Source organism: Luteimonas chenhongjianii (assembly GCF_002327105.1).
Classification (GTDB): Bacteria; Pseudomonadota; Gammaproteobacteria; order Xanthomonadales; family Xanthomonadaceae; genus Luteimonas; species Luteimonas chenhongjianii.
In genome coordinates, this window is record NZ_CP023406.1 from 284,811 (window position 1) to 308,678 (window position 23,868).

Annotated in this window: 21 protein-coding genes and 1 pseudogene; 15 read left to right on the plus strand and 7 right to left on the minus strand. The window is 69.2% G+C overall.

Annotation, left to right across the window (positions count from 1 at the left end; genetic code table 11):
- Window positions 1–51: 51 nt before the first annotated feature.
- Window positions 52–639, minus strand: a complete 588-nt coding sequence (locus CNR27_RS01275) for a malonic semialdehyde reductase (protein WP_096296579.1) — start codon at window positions 637–639, stop codon at window positions 52–54.
- Between the two features lie 83 nt (window positions 640–722).
- Between CNR27_RS01275 and CNR27_RS01280 the strand changes: the two genes are divergently transcribed.
- Entirely contained in the window at window positions 723–1,706 is a 984-nt protein-coding gene (locus CNR27_RS01280; protein ID WP_096296580.1) for a mitochondrial fission ELM1 family protein, read from the plus strand.
- 60 nt (window positions 1,707–1,766) lie between these two features.
- Here the strand turns inward: CNR27_RS01280 and gph are convergent, their stop codons facing one another.
- On the minus strand, window positions 1,767–2,441 hold the full coding sequence (gene gph / locus CNR27_RS01285) for a phosphoglycolate phosphatase (protein WP_233580334.1): 675 nt from the start codon (window positions 2,439–2,441) through the stop codon (window positions 1,767–1,769).
- Between the two features lie 153 nt (window positions 2,442–2,594).
- Between gph and CNR27_RS01290 the strand changes: the two genes are divergently transcribed.
- Entirely contained in the window at window positions 2,595–2,894 is a 300-nt protein-coding gene (locus CNR27_RS01290) for a DUF2218 domain-containing protein (protein ID WP_157745173.1), read from the plus strand.
- Window positions 2,895–3,102: 208 nt separating this feature from the next.
- On the opposite strand, the gene CNR27_RS01295 is transcribed toward CNR27_RS01290, so the two are convergent.
- Entirely contained in the window at window positions 3,103–4,722 is a 1,620-nt protein-coding gene (locus CNR27_RS01295) for a Na+/H+ antiporter (RefSeq protein WP_096296583.1), read from the minus strand.
- Between the two features lie 436 nt (window positions 4,723–5,158).
- Here CNR27_RS01295 and CNR27_RS01300 point away from each other — a divergent pair, with 436 nt between their 5' ends.
- The 4 genes from CNR27_RS01300 to CNR27_RS01315 all read left to right on the plus strand — a co-directional run bounded on the left by CNR27_RS01300 (window position 5,159) and on the right by CNR27_RS01315 (window position 9,265).
- Window positions 5,159–7,180, plus strand: a complete 2,022-nt coding sequence (locus tag CNR27_RS01300; RefSeq protein ID WP_425435470.1) for a M3 family metallopeptidase — start codon at window positions 5,159–5,161, stop codon at window positions 7,178–7,180.
- Between the two features lie 332 nt (window positions 7,181–7,512).
- Window positions 7,513–8,247 carry a hypothetical protein gene (locus CNR27_RS01305; protein WP_096296585.1) on the plus strand — a complete coding sequence of 245 codons (735 nt, stop codon included), beginning with the start codon at window positions 7,513–7,515 and terminating at the stop codon, window positions 8,245–8,247.
- A 203-nt stretch (window positions 8,248–8,450) separates the two neighbouring features.
- The gene (locus tag CNR27_RS01310) at window positions 8,451–8,771 is read left to right on the plus strand and encodes a hypothetical protein (protein ID WP_096296586.1); all 321 of its coding nucleotides are present in this window, start codon (window positions 8,451–8,453) and stop codon (window positions 8,769–8,771) included.
- Window positions 8,768–9,265: a hypothetical protein gene (locus tag CNR27_RS01315; RefSeq protein WP_096296587.1), complete on the plus strand. Its 498-nt coding sequence runs from the start codon at window positions 8,768–8,770 to the stop codon at window positions 9,263–9,265. Before CNR27_RS01310 ends, CNR27_RS01315 begins: the two co-directional genes overlap by 4 nt.
- Window positions 9,266–9,334: 69 nt before the next feature.
- On the opposite strand, the gene CNR27_RS01320 is transcribed toward CNR27_RS01315, so the two are convergent.
- From CNR27_RS01320 to CNR27_RS01330, 3 genes and pseudogenes are all read right to left on the minus strand, one after another.
- Complete coding sequence (locus CNR27_RS01320) at window positions 9,335–9,766, minus strand: PepSY domain-containing protein (protein ID WP_233580333.1); 432 nt, start codon at window positions 9,764–9,766, stop codon at window positions 9,335–9,337.
- Window positions 9,767–9,853: 87 nt separating this feature from the next.
- Window positions 9,854–11,315, minus strand: a pseudogene (locus CNR27_RS01325) (UdgX family uracil-DNA binding protein); the annotation flags it as partial.
- 6 nt (window positions 11,316–11,321) lie between these two features.
- Window positions 11,322–12,599: a putative DNA modification/repair radical SAM protein gene (locus CNR27_RS01330; protein WP_096296589.1), complete on the minus strand. Its 1,278-nt coding sequence runs from the start codon at window positions 12,597–12,599 to the stop codon at window positions 11,322–11,324.
- 197 nt (window positions 12,600–12,796) lie between these two features.
- Between CNR27_RS01330 and CNR27_RS01335 the strand changes: the two genes are divergently transcribed.
- The 4 genes from CNR27_RS01335 (at window position 12,797) to CNR27_RS01350 (ending at window position 17,044) form a co-directional block, all read left to right on the plus strand.
- Window positions 12,797–13,582, plus strand: coding sequence for a cytochrome c oxidase subunit II (locus tag CNR27_RS01335; protein WP_096296590.1), 786 nt, complete (start codon window positions 12,797–12,799; stop codon window positions 13,580–13,582).
- A complete protein-coding gene (ctaD, locus tag CNR27_RS01340) occupies window positions 13,579–16,119 on the plus strand; it encodes a cytochrome c oxidase subunit I (RefSeq protein ID WP_096296591.1) in 2,541 nt (846 codons plus the stop codon). The genes CNR27_RS01335 and ctaD overlap by 4 nt, the downstream gene beginning before the upstream one ends.
- The gene (locus CNR27_RS01345) at window positions 16,116–16,490 is read left to right on the plus strand and encodes a hypothetical protein (RefSeq protein ID WP_157745174.1); all 375 of its coding nucleotides are present in this window, start codon (window positions 16,116–16,118) and stop codon (window positions 16,488–16,490) included. Before ctaD ends, CNR27_RS01345 begins: the two co-directional genes overlap by 4 nt.
- Before the next feature lie 62 nt (window positions 16,491–16,552).
- Window positions 16,553–17,044, plus strand: a complete 492-nt coding sequence (locus tag CNR27_RS01350; RefSeq protein ID WP_245815698.1) for a DUF2231 domain-containing protein — start codon at window positions 16,553–16,555, stop codon at window positions 17,042–17,044.
- Between the two features lie 278 nt (window positions 17,045–17,322).
- On the opposite strand, the gene CNR27_RS01355 is transcribed toward CNR27_RS01350, so the two are convergent.
- Complete coding sequence (locus CNR27_RS01355) at window positions 17,323–17,844, minus strand: CopD family protein (protein WP_245815700.1); 522 nt, start codon at window positions 17,842–17,844, stop codon at window positions 17,323–17,325.
- A gap of 102 nt (window positions 17,845–17,946) precedes the next feature.
- Here CNR27_RS01355 and CNR27_RS15115 point away from each other — a divergent pair, with 102 nt between their 5' ends.
- From CNR27_RS15115 to CNR27_RS01380, 5 genes are all read left to right on the plus strand, one after another.
- On the plus strand, window positions 17,947–18,846 hold the full coding sequence (locus tag CNR27_RS15115; protein WP_245815702.1) for a cytochrome c oxidase assembly protein: 900 nt from the start codon (window positions 17,947–17,949) through the stop codon (window positions 18,844–18,846).
- Window positions 18,843–20,162, plus strand: a complete 1,320-nt coding sequence (locus tag CNR27_RS01365; protein ID WP_096296595.1) for a ferredoxin reductase family protein — start codon at window positions 18,843–18,845, stop codon at window positions 20,160–20,162. The genes CNR27_RS15115 and CNR27_RS01365 overlap by 4 nt, the downstream gene beginning before the upstream one ends.
- 232 nt (window positions 20,163–20,394) lie before the next feature.
- Window positions 20,395–21,561: a mechanosensitive ion channel family protein gene (locus CNR27_RS01370; protein WP_096296596.1), complete on the plus strand. Its 1,167-nt coding sequence runs from the start codon at window positions 20,395–20,397 to the stop codon at window positions 21,559–21,561.
- A 28-nt stretch (window positions 21,562–21,589) separates the two neighbouring features.
- Window positions 21,590–22,585 (plus strand): aldo/keto reductase, encoded by a 996-nt coding sequence (locus CNR27_RS01375; RefSeq protein WP_096296597.1) that lies wholly within the window; start codon window positions 21,590–21,592, stop codon window positions 22,583–22,585.
- 212 nt (window positions 22,586–22,797) lie between these two features.
- A complete protein-coding gene (locus tag CNR27_RS01380; protein WP_096296598.1) occupies window positions 22,798–23,862 on the plus strand; it encodes a BON domain-containing protein in 1,065 nt (354 codons plus the stop codon).
- Window positions 23,863–23,868 lie beyond the last annotated feature (6 nt).

The following is a 23,868-nucleotide window of genomic DNA, read 5'->3' on the forward strand; positions in this document are numbered from 1 at the left end:
ACGTGGGCGGCGATGACACCGCGCCGGAAGGCGCAGCGGAAGAACGGGCGGTCAGACGATGCGTGCGGCTTCGTCGAACGGCAGGCGGGGCGAGCGCGGGAAGATCGTCGCGGGATCGCCCTTGCCCAGATTGACCAGGAAATTGGACTTGATCGACGTGCCGGCGAAGAAGGCTTCATCCACCTTGGCATTGTCGAAGCCCGACATCGGACCGGTGTCGAGACCGAGCGCGCGCGCGGCCATGATCAGGTAGGCGCCCTGCAGCGTGCCGTTGCGGAACGCGGGCACTTCGCGGTTCTCGCGCGGACCGTCGAACCAGCTCTTCGCGTCGGTGTGCGGAAACAGGAACGGCAGCTTTTCGTGGAAGTCCTCGTCGTGGGCGACGATCACGGTCACCGGCGCGGACATCGTCTTGTCGTAGTTGCCCTCCGACAGCGCCGCACCCAGCCTGGCCTTGCCCTCGGCCGACTTCACGAACACGAAGCGCGCGGGCGACGCATTGGCCGAGGTCGGCGCGAACTTCAGCAGCTCGTAGAGCTGGTGCAGGGTCTCGTCGCTGATCTCGCCGCTGAAACCGTTGTAGGTGCGTGCGGTACGGAACAGCTGGTCGAGCGCGGCATCGGGCAGTGTGTCGGTCATCGGCATCTCGATAGGAACGGGGCAGGAACAGGGCCGCAGTGTAGAGTCCTGCGGCGACGCGCCGCGTGGTCGGCGCAGAACGGATGATCACATACGTGGAACGCGCCTCCGCCAGCGACCGGGATCCGGGACATGTCTGGGCAGTCAGCGACGGCCGTGCCGGCAACGCCCGCCAGGCCGGCGCGCTGGCTCACTGGCTGTCGCCCCGGGCCGAAGAGCTGCAGCTCACGCCCCGCGCTCCGTGGCGCTGGGCCTCGCCCCACCAGCTGCCGGGCGCGCGGCTGGCGTTCGGTCACGAGTTCGCGGCGCGGCTGTCGACGCCGCCGGCGCTGGTGATCGGCTGCGGCCGCCAGGCTGCGCTGGCAACCCGGCTCGCCGGCGCGCGTGGCGCGCGCACGGTGCAGATCCTCGACCCCCGCATGCCGCCGCGCCACTGGGATCTCGTGGTCGTGCCCGAACACGACATGCTGCGCGGCGAGAACGTGCTGGTCGCGCGCGGCAGCCTGCATCCGGTCGACGACGCGTGGCTGGCGCGCGCGCGCGCGGCGTATCCGCAGTTCGGTGCCCTGCCCGGCCCGCGAATCGCGGTGCTGCTCGGCGGTGATTCGCGGCACGGACGCTTCGATGTCGCCGCGTTCGCTGCGCTTGCCGACCGTCTCGATGCATGCGTTGCGCGTGACGGCGGCAGCCTGCTGCTGACCGGTTCCCGGCGCACATCGCCGGCCGTGCGCGCGGCGCTGCGCGCGCGTTATGCAGGCCGCGCGGCCTGCGTCTGGGCCGAGGCACGCGACGGCGAGAATCCCTATGCGGGCATACTTGCCTGGGCCGATCGCATCGTCTGTTCGGCGGACTCGGTGAACATGCTGTCGGAAGCCTGCGCCACGCGCGCGCCGGTGTTCGTGTTCGCGCCGGGGCCGCTCGACGGCGCACCGCAGCAGTTCGTCGACAGCATGATTGCGGACCGCCGCGTGCGCCGCTTCGAGGGTGCCCTGCCCGCGTTCGATGTGGTGCCGCTGCGCGAAACCGCACGGGTCGCCGCCGAAGTACGGGCGCGGCTCGGGGACTGAAGGTCCCTGGCCACGTGCCTGCAGAGCGCCGCCGCGCCCAAAGACATGCGGCCCGGGCCCTCAGCGCAGGTCGAGCAGCTGGTCGAAGCGATCGATCACCGCGAGCGCGCCGCAGCCATAGAGGTCGAAATCGCGGCGGTAGCCATAGGCCACCAGTACCAGCGGCGCCCCGGCAGCGATCGCCGCGCCGGCATCGGTGGCGGAATCGCCGACCATCAGGCACCGGCCGATGTCGACGCCGAATTCCCTGGCCAGATGCAGCAGCGGCAACGGATGCGGCTTGCGCTCGGGCAGCACACCGGCGCCGAGCACCGCGTCGAAGAAGCCATCGATACCCAGCGCCTCGAGCAGCGGCGACACGTACTGCGCCGGCTTGTTGGTGCACACCGCCATGCGCACGCCGGCAGTGCGCAGCGCCTCCAGCGTCGTCTCCACGCCCGGATACAGCCGCGGATCGAGCAGCAGGCAATCGCCGTAATGGACCATGAAACGCGGCATCACCGCCCCGACGTCACGGGTATCGCCGGCGTGGCGAAGCGCCTGGGTAACCAGCTCACGCGCGCCGTCGCCGATCCAGCTGCGTACCGTGGCTTCGTCGACGGCGTGGTGTCCGAGCTCAGTCAGCAGCCGGTTGACCGCGGCCGCGATATCGGACGCGCTGTCGACCAGGGTGCCGTCCAGATCGAACAGCACCACCGGCCAGGGAAACGCGCGCGGCATGGCGGAAGCATCCATGGGTGACCTTGTAGCGACAGTGGGCCGCCCAGTGTGCGGCATCCGCCCTGCGCGGGCCGCTGCAACAGTGTCCTGGCCGGCGGGGGTTCACGGCACCGGCATGCCCGCCTATGCTCGCGGCCGCGGCGACGGCGCCGCCCGATGGAGTCCACGATGTCGATCACCACCACCGCGACCACGGCGTCCAACGACGCTCCCCGCCTGCTGCGCACCCTGTGCAATCACTGGCGGCACAAGTTCGAAATCACCCGTGACGACGAGGACAGCCACGCCTTCATCCCGTTCCAGGGAGAGGACAACGGCGCCGACTTCTTCGTCGAGGGCGACACGCTGCGCATCGTGCTGACCCAGCCCGATGCCGACAGCATCGAGCGCTACCAGCAGGTCATCGAGAACCACCTGCAGCGCTTCGCCCGCGAGGAAACCCTGACCTTCGACTGGCAGCCGGGCTGAGGCTTTCGTTCGCACGGGATCGACCGGAAATATACGTCGCCTCGCCAGGGCGACGTGGGGACAGCGTGTAGCGACGCGACAGTCGGGGAGCGGAGCTGATTGGAGCAGTTGCCTCGCTGCGAATGGCGCGTGTTCCCGGCGGGCACTCGCCCGCGGCGTCCGGCCAGGGGCAGGTTCGTCCCGCCTTCCGTCCACGGAGGGGGCCCACTCAGCGGTTACGCGCTTCCATCAGGTCCAGCTCGCGCACCAGCTTGCGGGCGATGGCATCGGAGATTTCGCGGTTGCGTGCGAGTTCGTAGATGCGCGCACGCTCGGCGTGCACGCCCGCGAGGCGCAGCGCGCGCTCGGCGTCATCTGCCCGACGCAATGCATCCGCATCGATACCCTTGACCGGATCACGGCGCAGGCGGTCCTCGTACAACGACATCACCCGCAGCGCAGCGCTCGCGTAGAGGTCAGGATGGTTGCGGGCCTCGGGGAGGTCATGTTGTGCGCGTTCGACCGCGGCGACTGCGGCGACTGCGGCCTCGTGCCTGGCGTGGTCCACGGCGCGTTCCTCTTCGCCGGCTTCGGGCACTTCGAGGCCGCGTAGCAGGCGCGGCAGGACGAAGCTGCCGAGCAGCAGTGACAGGATGATCACCGCGGCGGCGAGGAAGATCGCGAGATCCCGGGTCGGGAAGGGACTGCCATCGGCGAGCAGCAACGGCAGGGTCAGCACGCCGGCAAGAGTCAGCGCGCCCCGGACGCCGGCCAGGGACATCGCGGCAACCAGCCGCCGGCTCGGGCGTTGCGCCTCAGGTCCTCCCCGGTACAGGCCGAAGCGCAGCGATGTCCACACCCAGCCGAAGCGCAGCGCGAACAGGCCGCCATAGATCGCGACCACGTAGACCACCAGCCACCAGGCCTGTACATGTCCGGCCTCGAGTACCGAGCGCATCGCACGCTGGACGATCCATGGCAGCTGCTCGCCCAGCAGTACGAAGATGATGCCATTGAGCGAGAACTGCACCGTGTCCCAGACTGCGGTCCGCTGCACGCGGGTGGTCGCCAGCGCGCGGCCACTGAGTTCGACATAACTCATGGTGATGCCGGCGGCGACCGCCGCCAGGATGCCCGATGCCCCGATCTGCTCGGCCAGCAGATAGGCACCGAACGGCGTCAGCAGACTGATCAGGATCGGGGTGCCGGCCGCCTCGCCGAAGAGCCGCGACACCATCGCGTGACCGAGATTGATGCCGAAGGTCACAGCCACACCGACCGCGATGCCGCCGATCGCCAACCACAGGAAGGTCAGCGATGCCGACACCAGTGAGAAGCTGCCGGTCAGCGCGGCCGCGATCGCGAAGCGGAAGCACACCAGGCCCGTCGCATCATTGAGCAGCGATTCGCCCTCGAGGATGTGCATGACCCGGCGGGGTATCGGGCTGCGCGCGGCGATTGAGGAGACCGCGACCGGATCGGTGGGCGACAGGATGGCGGCGAGGGCGAACGCCACCCCCAATGGCATTGCCGGAATCATCCAGTGGATCAGCAGCCCGATGCCGACAACGGTGAACACCACCAGCCCCAGCGCGAGCTGCAGTACCAGGCCCCTGTCGCGGAACAGGCCGTCCTTGGGAATGCGCCAGCCATCGAGGAACAGCAGCGGCGGCAGGAACAGCACGAAGAACACATGCGGATCCAGGGTCACGCCCTGTCCAAAGGCGCCGGCGATCGTCGCGCCCAGCGCGATCTGCACCAGCGGCAGCGGTAGCGGCAGCACGCGGGTGAGGTAGCCGCTGACCACGACGGCCAGCAACATCACCAGGACGACTTCGATCGAATGCATCTGCGGATGCGTCAGGACGACGAAGGAACCCAGACAATAGCGCGAGCGAGCGCTGCTTTTGTGACACGCGTCTCTCACATCGCCTGCGCGCCGGGCTTTCTAACGTGGCCGGTCTTCACCCACGAAAGTTCTCCATGTCCGTGCGCACCTCCGCCGCGCCATGGCCCCGCTGGCGCCGCCCGCCCCGCGAAGACCTTGTTCATCTTGCGCGGTGGCGCAGGCGCGGCGAAAAACGCCTGATCGGCCGCATCGGTCAGCAGCCGCGGGTACCGGCGCATGCCAGGCTTGCTCCTCCCGTGGCAGGTCTGCCATGACGCTCTCAGCCATTGAGCGGGCGCGTCCCGCCACCACTTCATGGAAGCGCTGCCCGGCGATCATGTGACGGTCCATGTGCTATTCCCGAATGGCGTCTCCCCTTGCAATACCCGGAGTTCCCTTGAACCACGACAATCCGCTGCTCGACTTTTCCGGCCTGCCCCGCTTCGACGAGATCCAGCCCGAACACGTACAGCCGGCGATCGACGCCCTGGTCACCGAAGCCGAGACCGCGCTGGCCCTGGCCGGACACGCGCCGGTCGGCTGGGACAGCATCGTGACCCCGCTCGAGGACGCGACCGAGCGCCTGGGCCGGGCGTGGAACCAGGTCGGCCATCTCAATGCGGTGGTCAACACGCCGGCGCTGCGTGAGGCGTATAACGCGGCCTTGCCCGAAGTGACCCGTTTCTACAGCCGGCTTGGCCAGGATCAGGCGCTGTATGCGCAGTACCGGGCACTTGCCGACCAGGCGGATGCGCTGGGACTGGATGCGCTGCAGCGGCGGGTGGTCGCCCATGGCTTGCGCGATTTCCGGCTGGGTGGCGCCGCGCTGGACGATGCAGAGCGCGCCCGGTTCTCCGAGATCCAGCAGGCGCTGGCGAAGCTGTCGTCGGAGTTCTCCGAGCACGTGCTCGATGCCACCGATGCGTTCGCGCTGTATGTCGAGGACGCTGCCGAACTCGATGGCCTGCCGGACGACGTGCTGGCCGCGGCCCGCGCCGCGGCCCAGCGCGACGGCCGCAGCGGCTGGAAGCTCACGCTGCAGATGCCCTGTTATCTGCCGGTGCAGACCTATGCGACCAACCGCGCACTGCGTGAGCGTCTCTATCGCGCGTACGGACTGCGCGCGTCGGAATCCGGTCCCGCGGCGCTCGACAACGGGCCCCTGATCACTCGCATTCTCGCGCTGCGCGCCGAGCAGGCACGGCTGCTCGGCCATGCGAATTACGCGGAATTGTCGCTGACGACCAAGATGGCGGCCATGCCCGACGCGGTGCTGACCTTCCTCCGCGATCTGGCCGCGCGTGCCCGCCCGCACGCGCAGCGCGACCGCGACGAACTCGAAACCTTCGCCCGCGAAGCGCTTGGGCTCGCCACCCTCGAACCCTGGGACATCGCATTCGCCAGTGACCGCCTGCGGCAATCGCGATATGCCTATTCCGCGCAGGAGGTGAAGCGCTATTTCACCGTGGATCGCGTTCTCGCGGGCCTGTTCGAGGTCATCGAATCGCTGTACGGACTGCGCGTGCAACCCGACCAGGCGCCGGTCTGGCACGAGGACGCGCGCTTCTACCGTCTCGTCGACCGCGACGGCGCACTGGTCGGGCAGTTCTATCTCGATCTCTATGCGCGCGAAGGCAAGCGCGGCGGCGCGTGGATGGACGACTGCCGCAACCGCCGTGCCACTGCCGAGGGCATGCAGACGCCGCTGGTATACCTGGTCTGCAACTTCGGCCGCGGCGGCGACGGTCGCCCCGCGACCCTGAGCCATGGCGAAGTCATCACCCTGTTCCACGAGATGGGCCATGGCCTGCACCAGCTGCTGACGCGCGTCGATGCATTGCTGATCGCCGGCATCAATGGCGTGGAATGGGACGCGGTGGAACTTCCGAGCCAGTTCATGGAGAACTTCTGCTGGGAATGGGACCGCGTGCAGGCGATGACCGCCCATGTCGACACCGGCGAGCCGCTGCCGCGGGACCTGTTCGACCGCATGCTCGCCGCGCGCAATTTCCAGAGCGGCCTGCAGACGCTGCGCCAGGTCGAGTTCGCGCTGTTCGACATGCTGCTGCACGCGGGTTTCGACCCGATGCACGACGACGTGCTATCGCTGCTCGAGCGTGTGCGCGACGAGGTCGCGGTCAATCGCACCCCGGCCTGGCACCGCTTTCCGCACCAGTTCTCGCACATCTTCGCCGGCGGTTATGCCGCCGGGTACTACAGCTACAAGTGGGCCGAGGTGCTGAGCGCCGACGCCTATGCGGCGTTCGAGGAAGCGCCGGAGCGGTTGGCCGACACCGGTGCGCGTTTCCGCAAAGAGGTCCTCTCGCGCGGCGGCAGCCGGGATGCGATCGAGAACTTCCGCGCCTTCCGCGGCCGCGATCCGGACATCGCGGCGTTGCTGCGGCATAGCGGCATGTAGATCGCCCAACCCCTGGGTCTCCCCATGCTCCCGCTCAAGCGGGGCGTGGAGGAGGCCTGCGGCGCAGATGCCAGGGGTGGGATGGCGCGCGCACGGCGCAGGCAGGCATCGCGAACCGATCCCTGCCACGCCGCTGCGACGCCGCAGGCGCTTGCCGTGCGACGCCATCCGCGCCTGGCGTCGACGCCGGGCTATGCCCGGCGAAATCTTCGGTTGCCAAACCCCTTCTCCCGGGTGAGAGGTCAAGACTGTCCTGCCCGCGCGCACCCGCCACGATGCCCTCACGCCGGCGCTGCGAGCATGCGCGGGTTTGTAACGTCGGAATCTTCGTCATGCGCCTGTTGGTCCTTCTCTGTTCGATCGCGATGCCGGTCATCGCCTGGCTGTCGCAGACCGGCGCCTTCGGTCCGGATCAGGGCACCATCTCCGACCGATACCCGACCCTGATGGTTGCCGCCGGCTATGCGTTCTCGGTGTGGGGGCTGATCTTCCTGCTCGATCTGCTCTATGCCGGCTGGCAGGCCACAGGGACCCGGCGCAACGATCCGCTGCTGGGCCGGATTGCCCCGGTCGCGGCATTGGGCTTTTTCCTGACCGCGATCTGGATGCCGCTGTTTTCCGCTGGGCTGTTCGGGGTCTGCGTGGTGGTGATCTTCGGCGCGCTCGCCGCGCTGGCCTGGTGCGCGGTGCAGCTCTCGCGTGGTGGCAATGCCGCCTCGCACCGGCTGGCCTGGCTGGCGCTGTCGATCCATGCCGGCTGGCTGTCGCTCGCGGCCTTCCTCAATCTCGCTCAGACCATCGTCGCCTACGAGCTGCTGTCGACCAGCCGCATGCTCGGCTGGAGCCTCGTGCTGTGGGCGATCTCGGCGGTGGTCCTTCTGGTCCTCAACCAGCGCATGCGCGGAAACGTCGCCTATCTTGCGATCGCCCTGTGGGGGCTGTTCGCGGTCTGGATGAAGCAGACCGAATGGCCGCTGCCGGGCGCGGTGACCTCGGCGTGGGTGGCGCTCGGCATCGGGGCGCTGCTGGCGGGCCAGACCATCGCCCTGCGCATGCGCCGCCGCTGAGCCGCACTGGCCTGCTCACCGCCCCCGCGCGGGCCACGCTTGCGATCTTGTCGCTTCGTTCAAGCCGGGGCAGTCCAGTACGCTTCGCGCGCTCCTCCCACGTGCATGGCTGCGGTTGCGGGCCGCCGCCCGGATCAGCACCTCACGCCCTGCAGCAGAGCGCTCCCCGGAGCTTTCGCGACAGCCGGGGGCGGCAGCTCGGGATGGTGACCACGCAGGACGAGGACGGCCGCCAGATCATCGTCCGCTCGCGCGAGCCGCGCCCGGTCGACGGTTCGCGCTACCGCGCCGACGTCTCGGCGCTGGATACCGATGGCTACGGGTGCATCACCTGCGCCGAGGCCAGTGCCTATCCGACGCTTGCGGCCGAGCTCAATGCCCCCTCCAGCCGCCGCGACGGCGCCCAAGCCGCGAGCCCGCCATTTGGCTGCGCTGATCGGTCGCACCCGCGGCTGCGGCACCGGGCTCGTGCTGCGCTAGCCTATGGCGCCGCCGCATCCGGCGGCGACGGAGTACATGCGTGACCCACCCCGACCATGAACCCGCGCGCCGGCCGCGCGGCCCGCTGCTGATCGGCGCGATCTTCGTGCTGCTGACCGGTATCTTCATCGGCGCGCTGTCGGCGACGGTGCTGCTGCGCATGAGCATCGGCTCGGCCGGCGATCTCAAGGCGCAGGAGGCCATCCGCCTGCAGGCATTGCTCGACGACCCGGCCGGCCTCGCACCGGACGAGGTGTCGGCCGAGCGCACGACCGCGGCGTTCGCGCACGCCTTCATCGTCAGCGCGGCCTCGCTCGACGCCACCGCCTCGCTGGAAGCGCGCGCCCGCATGGTCGAGATCGCACGCTGGATGGTCGCGACCGGTGCGCTTTCGGCGCGCGAGGATGCGGTCTCGCGTTGGGCGATGATCGCCGCGCGGTGCCTCGACACCCATTCCGATGCGCCCAAGGACGCCGCCAACTGCGTGCGCGACGAGATGCCGCTGGACGTGCCGATCCCGGATCGCACCGGCGACTGATTGCTCGCGGGCGCCCGGACATGGAAACGCCCGACACGAGGCCGGGCGTTGGGGTCCGCGCAGCGCGGATCAGTCGCGCGACTGGCTGATGATGCGTCCGTCCTGCGGATCGAGCTTCAGGTCCATGCGCTGCCCTTCCGCGTTATCGGCCTCGGCTTTCCACAGACCGTCATCGAACTCGACATCCTTGATCCGGGTGTACCCGGCAGCGGTGAGCTTGGCGCGGATGTCGGCTTCGCCCAGATTGCTGGCGCCGGCGGTTTCCGGATAGATGCGGCCGGTGGCCGGATCCAGGCGCACGTCGATCTTGTTGCCGGTCGCGTCCTTGGCGTCGGCCTTCCACACGCCCTCCTCGAACTCGACGTCTTCGATCTCGGTATAGCCGCCCTCGGTCAACGCGGCGCGCACCTGCGTCGCGGTCATCGCGTCCTGGGCGGCAGCAGCCCCGGTCGCCAGCGACAGGGCCAGCACCAGGCCACGGAGCGGGGTCATCTGCGTCATCGCACTTCTCCTGCTTTGGGGATTGGCGAGTGTTCTGGCGTTGCCGCGACGTGCAGGTGAACAGCGGCGGGATGCCGCGCAAGCGACCGACGACGGTTCAGGTGGCCAGCAGCAGGCGCAGGTCTTCGACGAATCCCGCGTAGGCCAGCGCCTGGGCTTGCAGGTCGCCCTGGCGCAGCACCCAGGCGGGATGCACGGTAGCGAAGGCGCGTACGCCGTCATCGCGCGTGCGCCAGGCGCCGCGCGCCTCACTCAGGCGCACGCCGGGTCCGAAAACCGCCCGCGCGGCACTGGCGCCCAGGCAGACGATGCGCTCGGGTTTCACCTGCGCGATCTCCGCGCGCAGCCAGCCATTGCACGCTTCGATATGCGCGACGTCCGGTCGCTTGTGCAGGCGCCGCTTGCCGCGCGGCTCGAAGCGGAAATGCTTCACCGCGTTGGTCAGATACAGACCCCTGCGGTCGATGCCGAGCTCGTCGAGCGCGCGCGAGAACAGCCGCCCGGCCGGCCCCACGAACGGGCGTCCGGAGAGATCCTCCTCGTCGCCCGGCTGCTCGCCGACGATCATCGTGCGCGCATCGGTCGGACCTTCGCCGAATACGGTCTGCGTCGCCGGCTGCCACAAGGAACAACCCCGGCAGTCGCGCGCGGATTCCCGCAGCGCGTCCAGGCTGCCGGGCTCGGCGGGTGCGGGCCCCGGCGCAACCGGGATGCGGCGTCTCGGGGCCACGTGTTCGCGCTCCGCCATCTCGCGCACACGCCGACCGGCATCACGCACCAGAGCCGGCAGCAGTGCGGTTTCGGGCAGATGCCTCCAGTACTTCTGCGGCATCTCGCTGCGCATCATCGTGGTGTTGAGCCGCGCCGGATTGAAGGTGTTGGCGTAGTAGGTACGCCACAGGTCTTCGCGTGCGTCCTCGGCCGGCGCATCGGCGCGGGTGCCGCCGCCGGCGAAGGCGAGCGCCGAGCCGTCCCAGATCGCGGTGCGGTCGGGCGTGACGATCGCCCAGCGCATGCCGGCGAAGCGGCGCGCGAAGAACGGCGCGACGCGATCGACGATGTGGTGATCCGGTTCGAACCAGGCGATGTAGTGCTCGTCGTCGCCCGGCGCCGCGCGGAAGCGGACGAAGGCCTTCATCTTGTGGCTGTCGCGGCGTACCGCCTGTGCCAGTGTGCGGGCGCGGTGCACATCGGGATCGGATGCGCGCAGCAGCAGGGCACGTTCCCCGTGCGCGATGCGCCAGAGCATGCGGTACAGCAGGCCATGGCGGTCCCCGGCGCGGTGACACAGCACGGCATCGGCGAGGGCGAGGAATTCCGCGGGGACGCGCGGCGGCTCGCGGTTCGCGGGAAACGTGACGAGATCGGCGCCGCCAAGCAATGCGCCTTGCGCGCCACCGCTCCAGTCCAGCCGGTCCGGCGGCAGGTCCGCGCACACGGCCGCACGCGCAGCGCTGCGCCAGGCGGCGACGTCCCAGGGCGGCGCGACCGTGGCCGTGATGCGGCAATGCCCCGCATCATGACCGGTGCTCGTGGACTCACCGGCCATCGCGGATCAGAACAGGCTTGCCTGCCGCGGCTGCGGAGCAAGTTCGCTGCGCAGGCGGGCGGGATCGTCGAGGCGCTGGCGCGGATGGTGCCCCGGCGTGATCACGAACGGCATGATCTTCTTCAGGGGGATGCGCAGGCGTGCGAGGTCGTCGAGCCGCAGCGCACCGTGCGGACGCGCCGAGATGATGCGCTCCACGTTGCGCGTGCCCAGGCCCGGCACGCGCAGCAGCATTTCCCGCGGCGCGCGGTTGATGTCGACAGGAAAGCGCGCAGGATTGCGCAATGCCCACGCGAGCTTGGGATCAACATCGAGATCGAGCATGCCGGGCGTGACCGCAGCAACGTCCTGCGCGCCGGCCTCCGGCGTGATCTCGTCGACGTCGAAGCCGTAGAAGCGCAGCAGCCAGTCGGCCTGGTAGAGGCGGTGCTCGCGCAGCAGCGGCGGCGCCTGGAGCGGCAGGGTGCTGGAGGCATCCGGAATCGGGCTGAAGGCCGAGTAGTAGACACGGCGCATCCGGTAGGTGCCGTACATGCGGCTGCTCGATTCGAGGATGCTGCGATCATTGGCGTCGTCGGCGCCGACGATCATCTGCGTGCTCTGTCCGGCCGGCGCAAAGCGCGGCGCCTTCGCCCGGCGCACGCCTGCGGCCTGGCGCTTGACCCTGCGCGCGTCCTTGTCCTCGTCGATGCGCCATTTGAGTTCGCCCATCGCACTGTGGATGCCGGCATGGGTCTTCTCCGGCGCCAGCTCCGTCATCCCGGCTTCGGTAGGCAGCTCGATGTTGATGCTGAGGCGGTCGGCATACCGGCCCGCGGCCGCCAGCAGTTCCGGCGCGGCGTCGGGAATGGTCTTGAGATGGATGTAGCCCGCGAAGCGATGGTTCTCGCGCAGGCTGCGCGCGACTTCGACCATCTGCTCCATGGTGTAGTCGCCGCTGCGGATGATGCCGCTGGAGAGGAACAGGCCTTCGATGTAGTTGCGCTTGTAGAAATCCAGCGTCAGCGTCACGACCTCGTCGGGCGTGAACCGCGCACGCCGGACGTTGCTCGACACGCGGTTGACGCAATACGCGCAGTCGAAAACGCAGAAATTCGTCAGCAGGATCTTCAGCAGCGATACGCACCGGCCGTCTGGCGTGTAGGAATGGCAGATGCCCATGCCTTCGGTACTGCCGATGCCACCGGTCTTCGACGAGTCGCGCCTGTTCGCGCCACTCGACGCGCAGGAGGCATCGTACTTGGCGGCGTCGGCGAGGATCGCGAGCTTGTCGGTCAGGTTCACGCGTCTACTCTCCTGCGCCGTCGTCTCAGCTTCTGCGACTGCCGAGGGCCGAGGGCCGACGTCGCCTTGAGCCTGTTGCGAGGCCGACGTCATCGCGACGCATTCACATACTGTGGCCACCGTCCTCGGTAGCGTCCCCGACGGGTTCGCCGACCGGCCGCCCGCCGTCCGTGAACATTGGGGCCGCAACAATCGACATGCCGATCCGAGACCGCCGGCGCGCCAGCGCCCTGTTCGCCGCCGCGTTCGCGGTGGCCGCCAGTGCATGCGGCGGCCCGCAGTCCATGCTCGATCCTGCCGGTCCCGCTGCCGCCGAGATCGCCCGCGGCGGTTGGTTGATGACCGGACTGTTTTCCGCGGTGTGGATCGGGGTGATGCTGCTGCTGTGGTACACCCTGCGCCGGCGCGAAGCCGGTGACACGCCGCGCCGGCCCGAGCGGCTGATCCTGTGGGGCGGCGTGGCGCTGCCGCTGGTCGTGGTCGCAGGCCTGCTGGTCTACGGCACGCTGACCAGCGCGCGCGTGACCGGCGTGGGCAGCGAGCCCGATGCGGTGGTCGAGGTGACCGCGCGCCAGTGGCAATGGCACTTCCGCTACCGCGACGCGAACGACCAGGTGATCGGCGAGAGCATCGACGAACTGGCGATGCCGCTGGGGCAGATGATCGAGTTCCGCATCACCAGCGACGACGTGATCCACAGCTTCTGGATTCCGAGGCTGGGCGGCAAGGTCGACGCGATTCCCGGCCGCATCAACGTGCTGCGCCTGCGCGCCGACCGCGCCACACCGATACGCGGCCAATGCGCCGAATTCTGTGGGTTGGAACACGCGCGCATGGTCTTTCCGGTCCGGGTGCTCGAACCCGCCGCGCTGACGGACTGGCTGGCCGGACGCGATGCACGGCCTGACGACGAGCCACCCTCGGCCCACGCGCCGGCCGGACGCGCGCCGCCACGCCACGGCGCCTCGGAGGACGTGCTGTGAGCCCCGCGACGCCCGACCACACCATTCCCACCCCCGGCGACCATCTGCGCCATGGCGATCGCCTCGCCAGGCTGGAACGCGTCTGGGCGAATGGGCCGGGCCTGGTCGGCCAGCTGACCGCGGTCAACCATTCCACGGTCTCGATGCGCGTGATCGTCACCGGCTTCGCCTTCCTGCTGGTCGGCGGCCTGCTGTCGATGTTCATGCGCCTGCAACTGGCCTGGCCGGGCCTGCAGGTGCTCGACCCGCAGCGCTACGCGCAGTTCGTGACCATGCACGGCACGACGATGATGTTCCTGTTCGCGGTGCCGATCATGGGCGGGTTCGCCATGTATCTGGTGCCCAAGATGATCGGCGCGCGCGACCTGCCGTTCCCGCGACTGTCGTCGTTCGGCTACTGGTGCTACCTGTTCGGTGGGCTGTTCCTGTACTCGAGCTTCATCTTCGGCAGCGTGCCCGACACGGGCTGGTTCATGTACACGCCGCTCAGTGACTCGACCTATTCCCCGGGCAAGGGCGCGGACTTCTGGCTGATCGGCGTGACCTTCGCCGAAATCGCCGCGGTGGTCTCGGCGGTGGAGGTGATCGCCGCGGTGCTGATCACCCGTGCGCCGGGGATGGACCTGCGCCGGATGCCGCTGTTCGTCTGGGCGATGCTGGTCACCGCCTTCATGATCGCGTTCGGCTTCCCGCCGCTGATCCTGGCCAGCATCCTGCTCGAGATCCAGCGCGCGTTCGATTTCGCGTTCTTCGAAGTCGCGCGCGGCGGCGATCCGCTGCTGTGGCAGCACCTGTTCTGGCTGTTCGGCCATCCCGAGGTCTACATCATCTTCCTGCCCGCGGCCGGCGTGGTGTCGATGGTCGTATCGACCTTCGCGCGGCGACCGATGGTCGGCTACACCTGGATCGTGCTGGCGCTGGTCGCCACCGGCTTCCTCAGCTTCGGCCTGTGGGTGCACCACATGTTCGCGGTCGGCATTCCGTTGCTGGCGCTGGCCTTCTTCAGCGCGGCCAGCATGATGGTGGCGATCCCGACCGGCATCCAGATCTTCGCGTGGCTGGCGACGCTGTGGGCCGGCAAGCCGTGGCTACGCGTGCCGATGCTCTACATCATCGGCTTCTTCGTGGTCTTCGTCTGCGGCGGCCTGACCGGCGTGATGCTGGCATTCGTGCCGTTCAACTGGCAGGTGCACGACACCCACTTCGTCGTTGCCCATCTGCACTACGTGCTGATCGGCGGGCTGATGTTCCCGCTGTTCGCCGGCCTCTATTACTGGCTGCCGCTGGCCAGCGGGCGCATGCCCAGCGAATCGCTGAGCCGCAGCGGCTTCTGGCTGGTGTTCATCGGCTTCAATCTCGCATTCCTGCCGATGCACCTGACCGGCATGGTCGGGATGCCGCGGCGCGTGGACAGCTACGCGATGGAACTCGGCGTGCACTGGCTCAACCTGCTGTCGACGGCGGCGGGCTTCGTGATGGCGGTCGGCGTGGTGGCGATCCTGATCGATGTCGCGCTGTGCTTCGTCCTCGGACGCCGCGGGGTCGAGAATCCCTGGCAGGCCGGCACCCTGGAATGGGCGGTGCCCTCGCCGGTGCCGACCTACAACTTCGCGTCGGTGCCGCAGATCGAAAGCCGCTACCCGCTGTGGGACAACCCCGAAGTGGTCGCGGCCACGCGACGCACCGACGGCCTGCTCGGCGAAGCCCACGACGACCGCCGCGAACTCCTCGGCACCGGCATCCAGTCCGGGCGTCCGGAACAGGTGATCCGGGTCTCCACATCGACCTGGCTGCCGATCCTGGCGGCGTTCACGATCGCCATCCTGCTGGCCGGCTTCATCAGCTCCCAATACTGGCTGTCGATCCTGATGCTGGTGCCGCTGATCGGCCTGTTCCTGCACTGGGCCTGGACCACGGGCGACCGCCATGCGCCGGCGGAGTTGGAGGTGGCGCCCGGCCTGCGCCTGCCGACGCAGGCCGCGGCGCGCAACGCGCCGGGCTGGTGGGCGCTGGTCGTCACGCTGCTGATCGATGGCTCGCTGTTCGCATCGCTGGTGTTCGCCTACTTCTACCTCTGGCTCAACGCGCCGGTGTGGCCCGCAGTCGGCGCGACGGTCATGGCGTGGAGGCCGGCGCTGGTCGCGCTGGCCCCGCTGGTCCTGCCGCTGCTGGCGGCGTGGCTGGGACCCGTGGCGCTGGCGGCGGGCAGGCTGCGCACGGCGATCGCATGGCAGGTGGTGGCCGTCGTCGGCGGCGCCGTGTATCTGGGTCTGCATCTGCCCGCGCTGTGGGCGGCGGTCGGCGCGCCGCAAGTCCATGCCTATGCGTCCGTCGTATGGACCCTGGCCGGGTTCCACGCGGTCCACATTCTGGTGGCGATGCTGATCGGTGGCTTCACCGCGATGCGGATCCGCTGTGGCTATGTGGACGGCGTGCGCCGCCTCGAGTCGCGGATCGCCGCGGCGTTCTGGCGCTACACCGTCGGCATCGGCGTGGTCACCTGGGCGGTGCTGCACCTGTTCCCGAGGTGGGCATGAGCCGGCTACGCGGCATGACGCTCACCCGCATGTGCGCGCCGTATGCGCTGTGGGCGCTGCATTTCCTGGCGATCTACAGCCTGCAGGGCCTGGCCTGCGCGCGCCAGCTGGGGCGTGAGCGCGTGGCTGGGCTCGAGATCATGACCTGGACGATGTGGGGACTGACCGCGGTCATCCTTGCCGCGATCGCCTGGCAGGCCTGGCGCGCGGGGCAGATCCGTCGGGCGCTGCTGGCCAGCGACGATGCCGGTCGCGCCGACCATGCCCGGCGGCTTTTCATGGTGGTCCTGTGCCTGCTCGGCGCGGCCATCTCCGCGCTTGGCGTGGTGTTCACCGCATCGCCGCTGGCGATGCTCCAGACCTGCGCCTGAGGCGCCCGGAAACCATGCGCAGAGACCTCAAACAACCCGTTCCCGACACCAGGAGCCACACGGTGGAAAGCGTGCTGGCGATCGCCAAGCACCCGATCCACCCGATGCTGGTGACCTTTCCGATCGCGTTCCTGTCGATGGTCGTGGTCACCGACGTCCTCTTCCTGTGGCTGGGCGCTGCGTTCTGGGCGGAACTGTCGCTGTGGCTCAACGTCGGCGGCCTCGGCTTCGGTCTGCTGGCCGGCGTCGTCGGCACCTTCGACATGATGTCGATCCGCGTCGTACGCCGGCACGTTTCCGCATGGAACCACTTCATCGTCGCGGTGATGGTGCTGGCGATAGCCACGCTCGGCGTCTGGCTGCGGCTGCCCGATCCGGTCGCTGCAGTGTGGCCGTGGGGCCTGCTGTCGTCGGCGGTGATGGCCGGCCTGGTCGGCGTCGCCGGCTGGCTCGGCGGCACGCTGAGCTTCCGCCACGGGGTGGGCGTCTATGGGGACGAGGAAGCGGACGCTGCCGACGGTCCGGATCCGGACCGCAAGCCCCCCGCGGAATAGATCGGTCGCGTACTGCCGTATGTCGCTGCGCGCAGGTGGCGGCCGGCCGGTGCACCTTCGACGATCGGCACGCGCCGGCGCGTACGTCGGCCGCAGTCTGGCGAAGGCAGCGCCGATGGCCCATGGCCGATGGCGAGCCAGCGGGCGAAGCGGCGTGATCCATCGGAGGTCGCGCAGTTAACGCTGCCAGCACCCGCCCTGCTTCGCTGCGGTTGCGCTATGAGCGTGGCGCGGCAGCGCGCGAAACGTTCGAGCTACGCGCAGCACCGCCAAGGCGATCAGGACTCCGGCAACTCCAGCCGCGGCAGGCCCTCGCCCTCCTCCAGTCCGGGCACGATCTCCTCGGCCTCGACCGGTCCCATCGGCGGCGCCGGAAGATTCCCCAGCGTCAGCGGCTTGGCGCCGGTCAATCCGGCAATGAGCAGCAGGAAGACCAGCGGCACCCATCCGATCGCCCGATAGAACGTCGGCCCGTGGTGGTCGCGGTCGTGCCCCAGCTCGTAGAGCAGCAGGCCGAAGTACAGATGCAGCAGCACCGCGCCTGCAACGACGACCAGCTTGAGCACCAGCCACGCGCCCGCGGGATTCCACGCGAACAGGATGCCGCCCACGGTGATGGTCACCAGCGCCGCCGGCGTCATGATCCGGAAGAACAGCATGTTGGTGACCGGATTCCAGTATTCGGGATTCGCGTCGATCTCGTGGCGATGCCGCGCGACGAACAGCCGCGGCAGGAAAAACAGACCGGAAAACCAGATCGTCATTGCCAGGATGTGCAGGATCTTGAGCCAGAAGTACACCGGCGCTCCACGCGGAATCGATGCCTGAAGGGTACGGTGCCCCGCATCAATACGGCGTGCCCTCGACGTGGACTGCGACAGCGGGCTGCTACCGTCGGGCGCATGTCGCGTGTGCCTATTTCCTTCATCGCATCGACCGCTTCTGTTCTGCTGCTGGCTGCGCCGCATCTGTGGGCAGCGCCGGCGGACGGTCCGCCGCCGCCGTTGTCGCAGGCGTGGACGCTGTCTGCCTGGACGCTGCTGCCCCTGGCGGTGCTCGCAGCGGCATATGCGACGGGGTGGATGCGACAGCGCGCGCACGGCGGAACGCCGCTGCGCGAAGCACTTGCGTTCGCGTTCGCCATGCTCGTGCTGGCGCTCGCGCTGGTCTGGCCGCTCGATGCGTACGCGGGCTACCTCGCATCTGCGCACGTCGCCCAGCACATGGTCCTGCTGGCGCTGGCCCCGCCCCTGCTGCTGGCCGCGCGTCCGTTCGCGACCGTCGCTTCCACGCTGCCGCGCGGCGCCGCTGCTGCCAGTGGGCGGTTGCTGGCGCCACTGGCCGGCGCCGCGACCTCCGCACTGGGCCTGGCCACGCTGGTCCACATCGCGACGATGTGGCTGTGGCACATGCCCGGCATGATCGCCGTCTCGCTCGCGAGCGAAAGCGTGCACCGCGGCATGCTCGCCAGCGTGCTGCTCGCCGGCCTGTGGTTCTGGAGCGCGGTCCTGCGGCGACTGCGCGCGCACGATGGCGGCGCGGCCGGTGCCTGCGTGGCGCTGGTGACCGCGATGATGTGCATGGGCTTCCTCGGCGCGCTGTTGACGTTCTCGCCGCGACTGCTCTATCCGGCCTATACCGACCGCGCCCTGCTGGCCGGCGTCGACGCGCTGCGCGACCAGCAGCTGGCCGGCCTGCTGATGTGGGTGCCGGGCGGCGTGCCCTATCTGGTCGTGGGCCTGCTGCTCGTCGTCGCGCTCATCCGCGAGCTGCGCCGCGACCCCGGCGCTCGCGTGGCATGAACACCCGCTGGCGGCGGCTCGCGCTGTGGCTGCTGGCGTGGATGGCGGCTGCGCTGCTGCCGATGGCGATCGCGCTGGCCGGCGATGCGCCGGCCGTTCGCGGACGGATCGTCGAGACCGGCGCCATGCTCGGCCTGCTCGGACTGGGCGTACTCGCCGCGCAGGCGCTGACCTCCGGACGACAACGCTGGTTCGCACGTGGACTCGGCCAGGACGACGTGCTGCAGTTCCATCGCCAGACCGGCCTGCTCGGCTGGGGCCTGGTCCTGGCGCATCCGCTGACGATGTTCCTCGGCGATACGCGCTTCCTCGACTACCTCGATCCACGTGAGGACTGGCTGCGTGCGACCTCACTGTGGTGCGCGTTGCTGGCGGCCACCTGGCTCACCGCCACATCACTGGGGCGCCTGTCGTTCGGCCTGCAGTACGAACACTGGCGTGCGCTGCATGGCGCGCTCGCGCTGCTGGTGGTGGCGATCGGCCTGGGCCATGCGCTGATGGTCGGTCACTACACCGCGCCGATGTGGAAGAAGGCCGCGCTGGCCGTGGTCGTCGGCGCGTCGCTCTACGCGGTGCTGGAGAACCGCGTGCTGCGCCCGCGCCGGCTGGCGCGTCGCCCGTGGACGGTGCAGTCGGTGCGGACCGCGCGTGACGGCAGCCACGTCCTGCGGCTGCTGCCGTCCGGCCACCCCGGCCTCGACTTCCGCCCCGGCCAGTACGCCTGGATCACGATCGGGGAGACGCCGTGGCGATTGCAGCAGCACCCGTTCTCGATCAGTTCCAGTGCCGACGACCGGACGCTGGAATTCACCATCAAGCCGCTCGGTGACTTCACCGGCCGCGTCGGCGCGCTGACACCGGGCATGCGCGCGTTCGTCGAAGGCCCCTACGGTGAATTCGCCTACCTGCCGTCGCGATGCCCGCACGGCGCGGTGTTCATTGCCGGCGGCGTGGGCATCACCCCGATCATGAGCATGCTGCGGACCGCAAGCGACCGCCGGGCGAGCGCGCCGCTATGGCTGCTCTACGGCAACCCGGGCTGGGACGACGTGCTGTTCCGTGACGAGCTCGAAGCACTGGCGCAGGCATTGCCGCTGACCGTGATCCATGTGCTCGAGGCGCCTCCCGACGGCTGGACCGGCGAAACCGGCCACATCGACGGCAATCTGCTCGACCGCCGCCTGCCCCGCGACTTGCCGCAACTGCCGGTCTATGTCTGTGGGCCGGAGGCGCTGGCGAATGCGGTCGAGCCGGAGCTGATCGCGCGCGGCGTGCCGTCCGACCGGCTGTACTCCGAACGCTTCAATCTCGTGTGACCCGAAAAGGCCCAATCCGATGATGCACCGCCATCTGCGACGCGCCGGTATCGGCGCCGCCATCGTCCTGGTGCTGCTGGCATTCGTCGCGGCCTGGCTGCGCTGACGCGCGTCCCAAGGTGCGTCGCGAGCCGCAGCGGTGATGCGGTCTCGCGCGCCTCGCGGGCACCTTGACGACCCATCAACCTGCCGCGCCGCAGCATGGCACGCCCGATGACGCACTGGAGGCGCGATGCGCACCGACTGGATGCATCTGGCCACGATCGCATGGCCGCTGCTGGCCGCCCTGACCCTCGGCATCATCGTGCACTGGTACCTGCGCCGGCTTGCACGCGCTGCCCGCCGCCGCGCCTCCGAACAGATGCGCGCGCGGATCGCACAGGTCGTCGCCTTGCCTGCCGCAGTCGCATTTCCCCTGCTGTTCCTGTCCCTGGCGCTCAACGCCACACCGCTCGACCCGGAACTGCTTGGCCAGCTGCGCCACTGGATCGGGATCGGCGCCATGCTGTGCGTCACCTGGTTGCTGGCGCGATCTGTCGGTGCGGTCGAGGCGCGCATCCTGCGCGATCACCCGATCGACGTCGAAGACAATCTCGCGGCCCGGCGCATCCAGACCCAGACCCGGGTGATCAGCCGCGTGGTGCAGGCCGGCATCGTGCTGGTCGGCGTTTCGCTGGCGCTGATGACATTCCCCCAGGTACGCCAGGTGGGCACGGGCCTGCTGGCATCGGCCGGCATCATCGGCCTGATCGCAGGTGTCGCGGCGCAGCCGGTGTTCGGCAACCTGATCGCCGGCCTGCAGATCGCGCTGGCACAGCCGATCCGTCTCGACGATGTGGTGATCGTCGAGGGCGAATGGGGACGCATCGAGGAGATCACATCGACCTACGTGATCGTCCGGGTCTGGGACGAGCGGCGCCTGGTCGTGCCGCTGCAGTGGTTCATTTCCAATCCCTTCCAGAACTGGACGCGCACCAGCGCGCAGCTGCTGGGCACGGCGTTCCTGTGGCTCGACCATCGCGCGCCGATTGCGGCGATCCGGGAGGAACTGCAGCGCATCTGCGAAGCCGATCCGCGCTGGGACGGGCGCGTCTGCGTGACCCAGGTCACCGAAACCGACAAGCACACCATCGAGGTGCGCCTGCTGGTCAGCGCGCGCAATTCCGGGGAACTGTTCGATCTGCGCTGCGCGGTGCGCGAGGGCATGCTGGCCTTCATCAATGCGCACCTGCCCGAGGCCCTGCCGCGCATGCGCAACGAGGTCACCGATGGCGATGCCCGTGACGCAACAAAGCATGCGGCCGCGCCGGTGCAGCATGCGGACACACGCTCGCCAGGGGCGGAAACACTCAGCTCCGGCGATCTCGACGCCGACGTGCCGCCGAGACCTGCACAGTGAGCCCTTGCACTCAACATGGAGCACCGCGATGAAGACCCGCACCCTCGGCCCTGGCGGCCCCACCGTATCGGCGATCGGCCTGGGCTGCATGGGCATGAGCGCGTTCTACGGCGGCCGTGGCAGCGATGCCGAGTCGATCGCCGTGATCCACCATGCGCTCGACCAGGGCATCACCCTGCTCGATACCGCCGACATGTACGGCCCGCACACCAACGAGACGCTGGTCGGCCGCGCGATCGCCGGCCGCCGCGACGATGCCTTCGTCGCCACCAAGTTCGGCATCCGTCTGGATCCGGACAATCCGCAGGCGCGTGGCATCGACGGCCGGCCCGAATACGTGCAGCAGGCCTGCGAGGCCAGCCTCAAGCGCCTGGGCATCGAGACCATCGACCTCTACTACCAGCACCGCGTGGATCCGCAGGTGCCGATCGAGGACACGGTCGGCGCGATGGCGCGTCTGGTCGAGCAGGGCAAGGTCCGGTACCTGGGCCTGTCGGAAGCATCGGCCGACACGCTGCGCCGCGCGGCGAAAGTGCATGCGATCACGGCTCTGCAGAGCGAGTATTCGCTGTGGTCGCGCGATCCCGAGACCACCGGCACGCTGGCCGCCTGCCGCGAGCTCGGCATCGGTTTCGTGCCCTATTCGCCGCTGGGCCGGGGCTTTCTGACCGGCACCATCCGCACCGTCGAGGATTTCGACGAGGACGATTACCGCCGCCGCTCGCCGCGCTTCCAGGGAGAGAACTTCGACCGCAACCTCGCGCTGGTGGAATCGGTCCAGGCGATCGCCCAGGACTACGGCGTGACACCAGGGCAGCTGGCGCTGGCATGGGTGCTCGCGCAGGGCGAGGACATCGTCCCGATTCCGGGCACAAAGCGCATCGGCTTCCTCGACGAGAACATCGCTGCGCTGGAGATCCATCTGACCGAGGACGACATGGCCCGGATCGATGCGATCTTTCCGCCGGATGCGGCGGCCGGAACCCGCTATCCGGAAGCCGGCATGGACGCGTTGAACCGCTGAGACGCGGGTATCTCGGCGCGCGAAGCGGGCATGAACGGCGCGGCGATTGGCACGCGCCGGGGCGAGTCCTCTACGGATTTGACGCCCACGCAACGCGCGCGCGCGCACGGTCGTCTGCCCACCGGCAGTGATACGCGCTGCCGGGAGCAGCACGGCAGACGCCGGGTGGCGCAGCGCCCGCCAGCGTCCTGCCCGACGAAACAGGAGATCCCATGGGACATCGCAAACAGGACGACGACACCGGCGTGTCGGAAATGAAGGCCTTCGGCGAAGAACTGATCGCAACCGGCGCCCGCTACATCGAAGCCGGCAAGCGCTGGCTCGATGCCCGGCTCGACGATTCGACGTCGCAGCGGCGGGCGCGCGAGCAGGACGGCGGTCGCTCACGTCCCGGCCGGGAATACGACCCCTATCGCCGTGGACGAGGCGATCACGGCCCCGACCGAGGCGCCTGGTCGGGCGGGGGCGCCTCCCGCTCCGGCATGCATGAGCACGATGACGACCACGGCACCGGCCATGGGCACGCGTTCTGGGACGAGCCACCACGTGGCAGCGCCCCGGAGCCGGGCGCTGGACCGTGGCGCCAGGAGCAACGGTGGCAGCCGAGGGAGCCCCATTCGGCGGGTGGCGATGGGTACGGGGCCTACGGGTCGGAGCGGCTGCGCGGAAGCGATGACCATCTCTCGGACTGGGGGCATCGCGCGCGGCCGGGCCAGGGCTCGGGCCGCCATGGCGGTCACGGCCGGCACACCGATGCCGCTCGCCATGGCAACGCGGCGGGCGGCTGGCGGGGGGTCGGCCCAAAGGGATATGTGCGCTCGGATGCGCGGATCACTGAGGACATCTGCGAGCGGCTGCTGTATGACGACGCGATCGATGCCCGCGAGATTTCGGTGCAGGTCCGCAACGGCGTCGTGAGCCTCGAAGGTCATGTCCCCGGTCGTGCGATGAAGCACCGCGTCGAAGATCTCGTCGAGCGCTGTGCAGGCGTGCGCGATATCGAAAACCACCTGCGCGTGCAGCGCGCGGGTCGAACGGGGCAGCACGACGCCGCGCACGACGATTCTCTGCACACCGGTACGCCGGGCGCACATGCGCCGGACACCAACGTCCCACGATCCCCGAGCGAACAGACGTCCTCGGCGCCGTCGCTGACCGGTAGCGCCACCGGACTCAATGCCCCGGGCGCCGCGGCGAGCTCCGGAAATGTCTCCGGAAGCGGCTCGGACAACGGTGGCGACGCACCCGACGATGATGGCAACCCCCACCGCGTCTGACCCGGA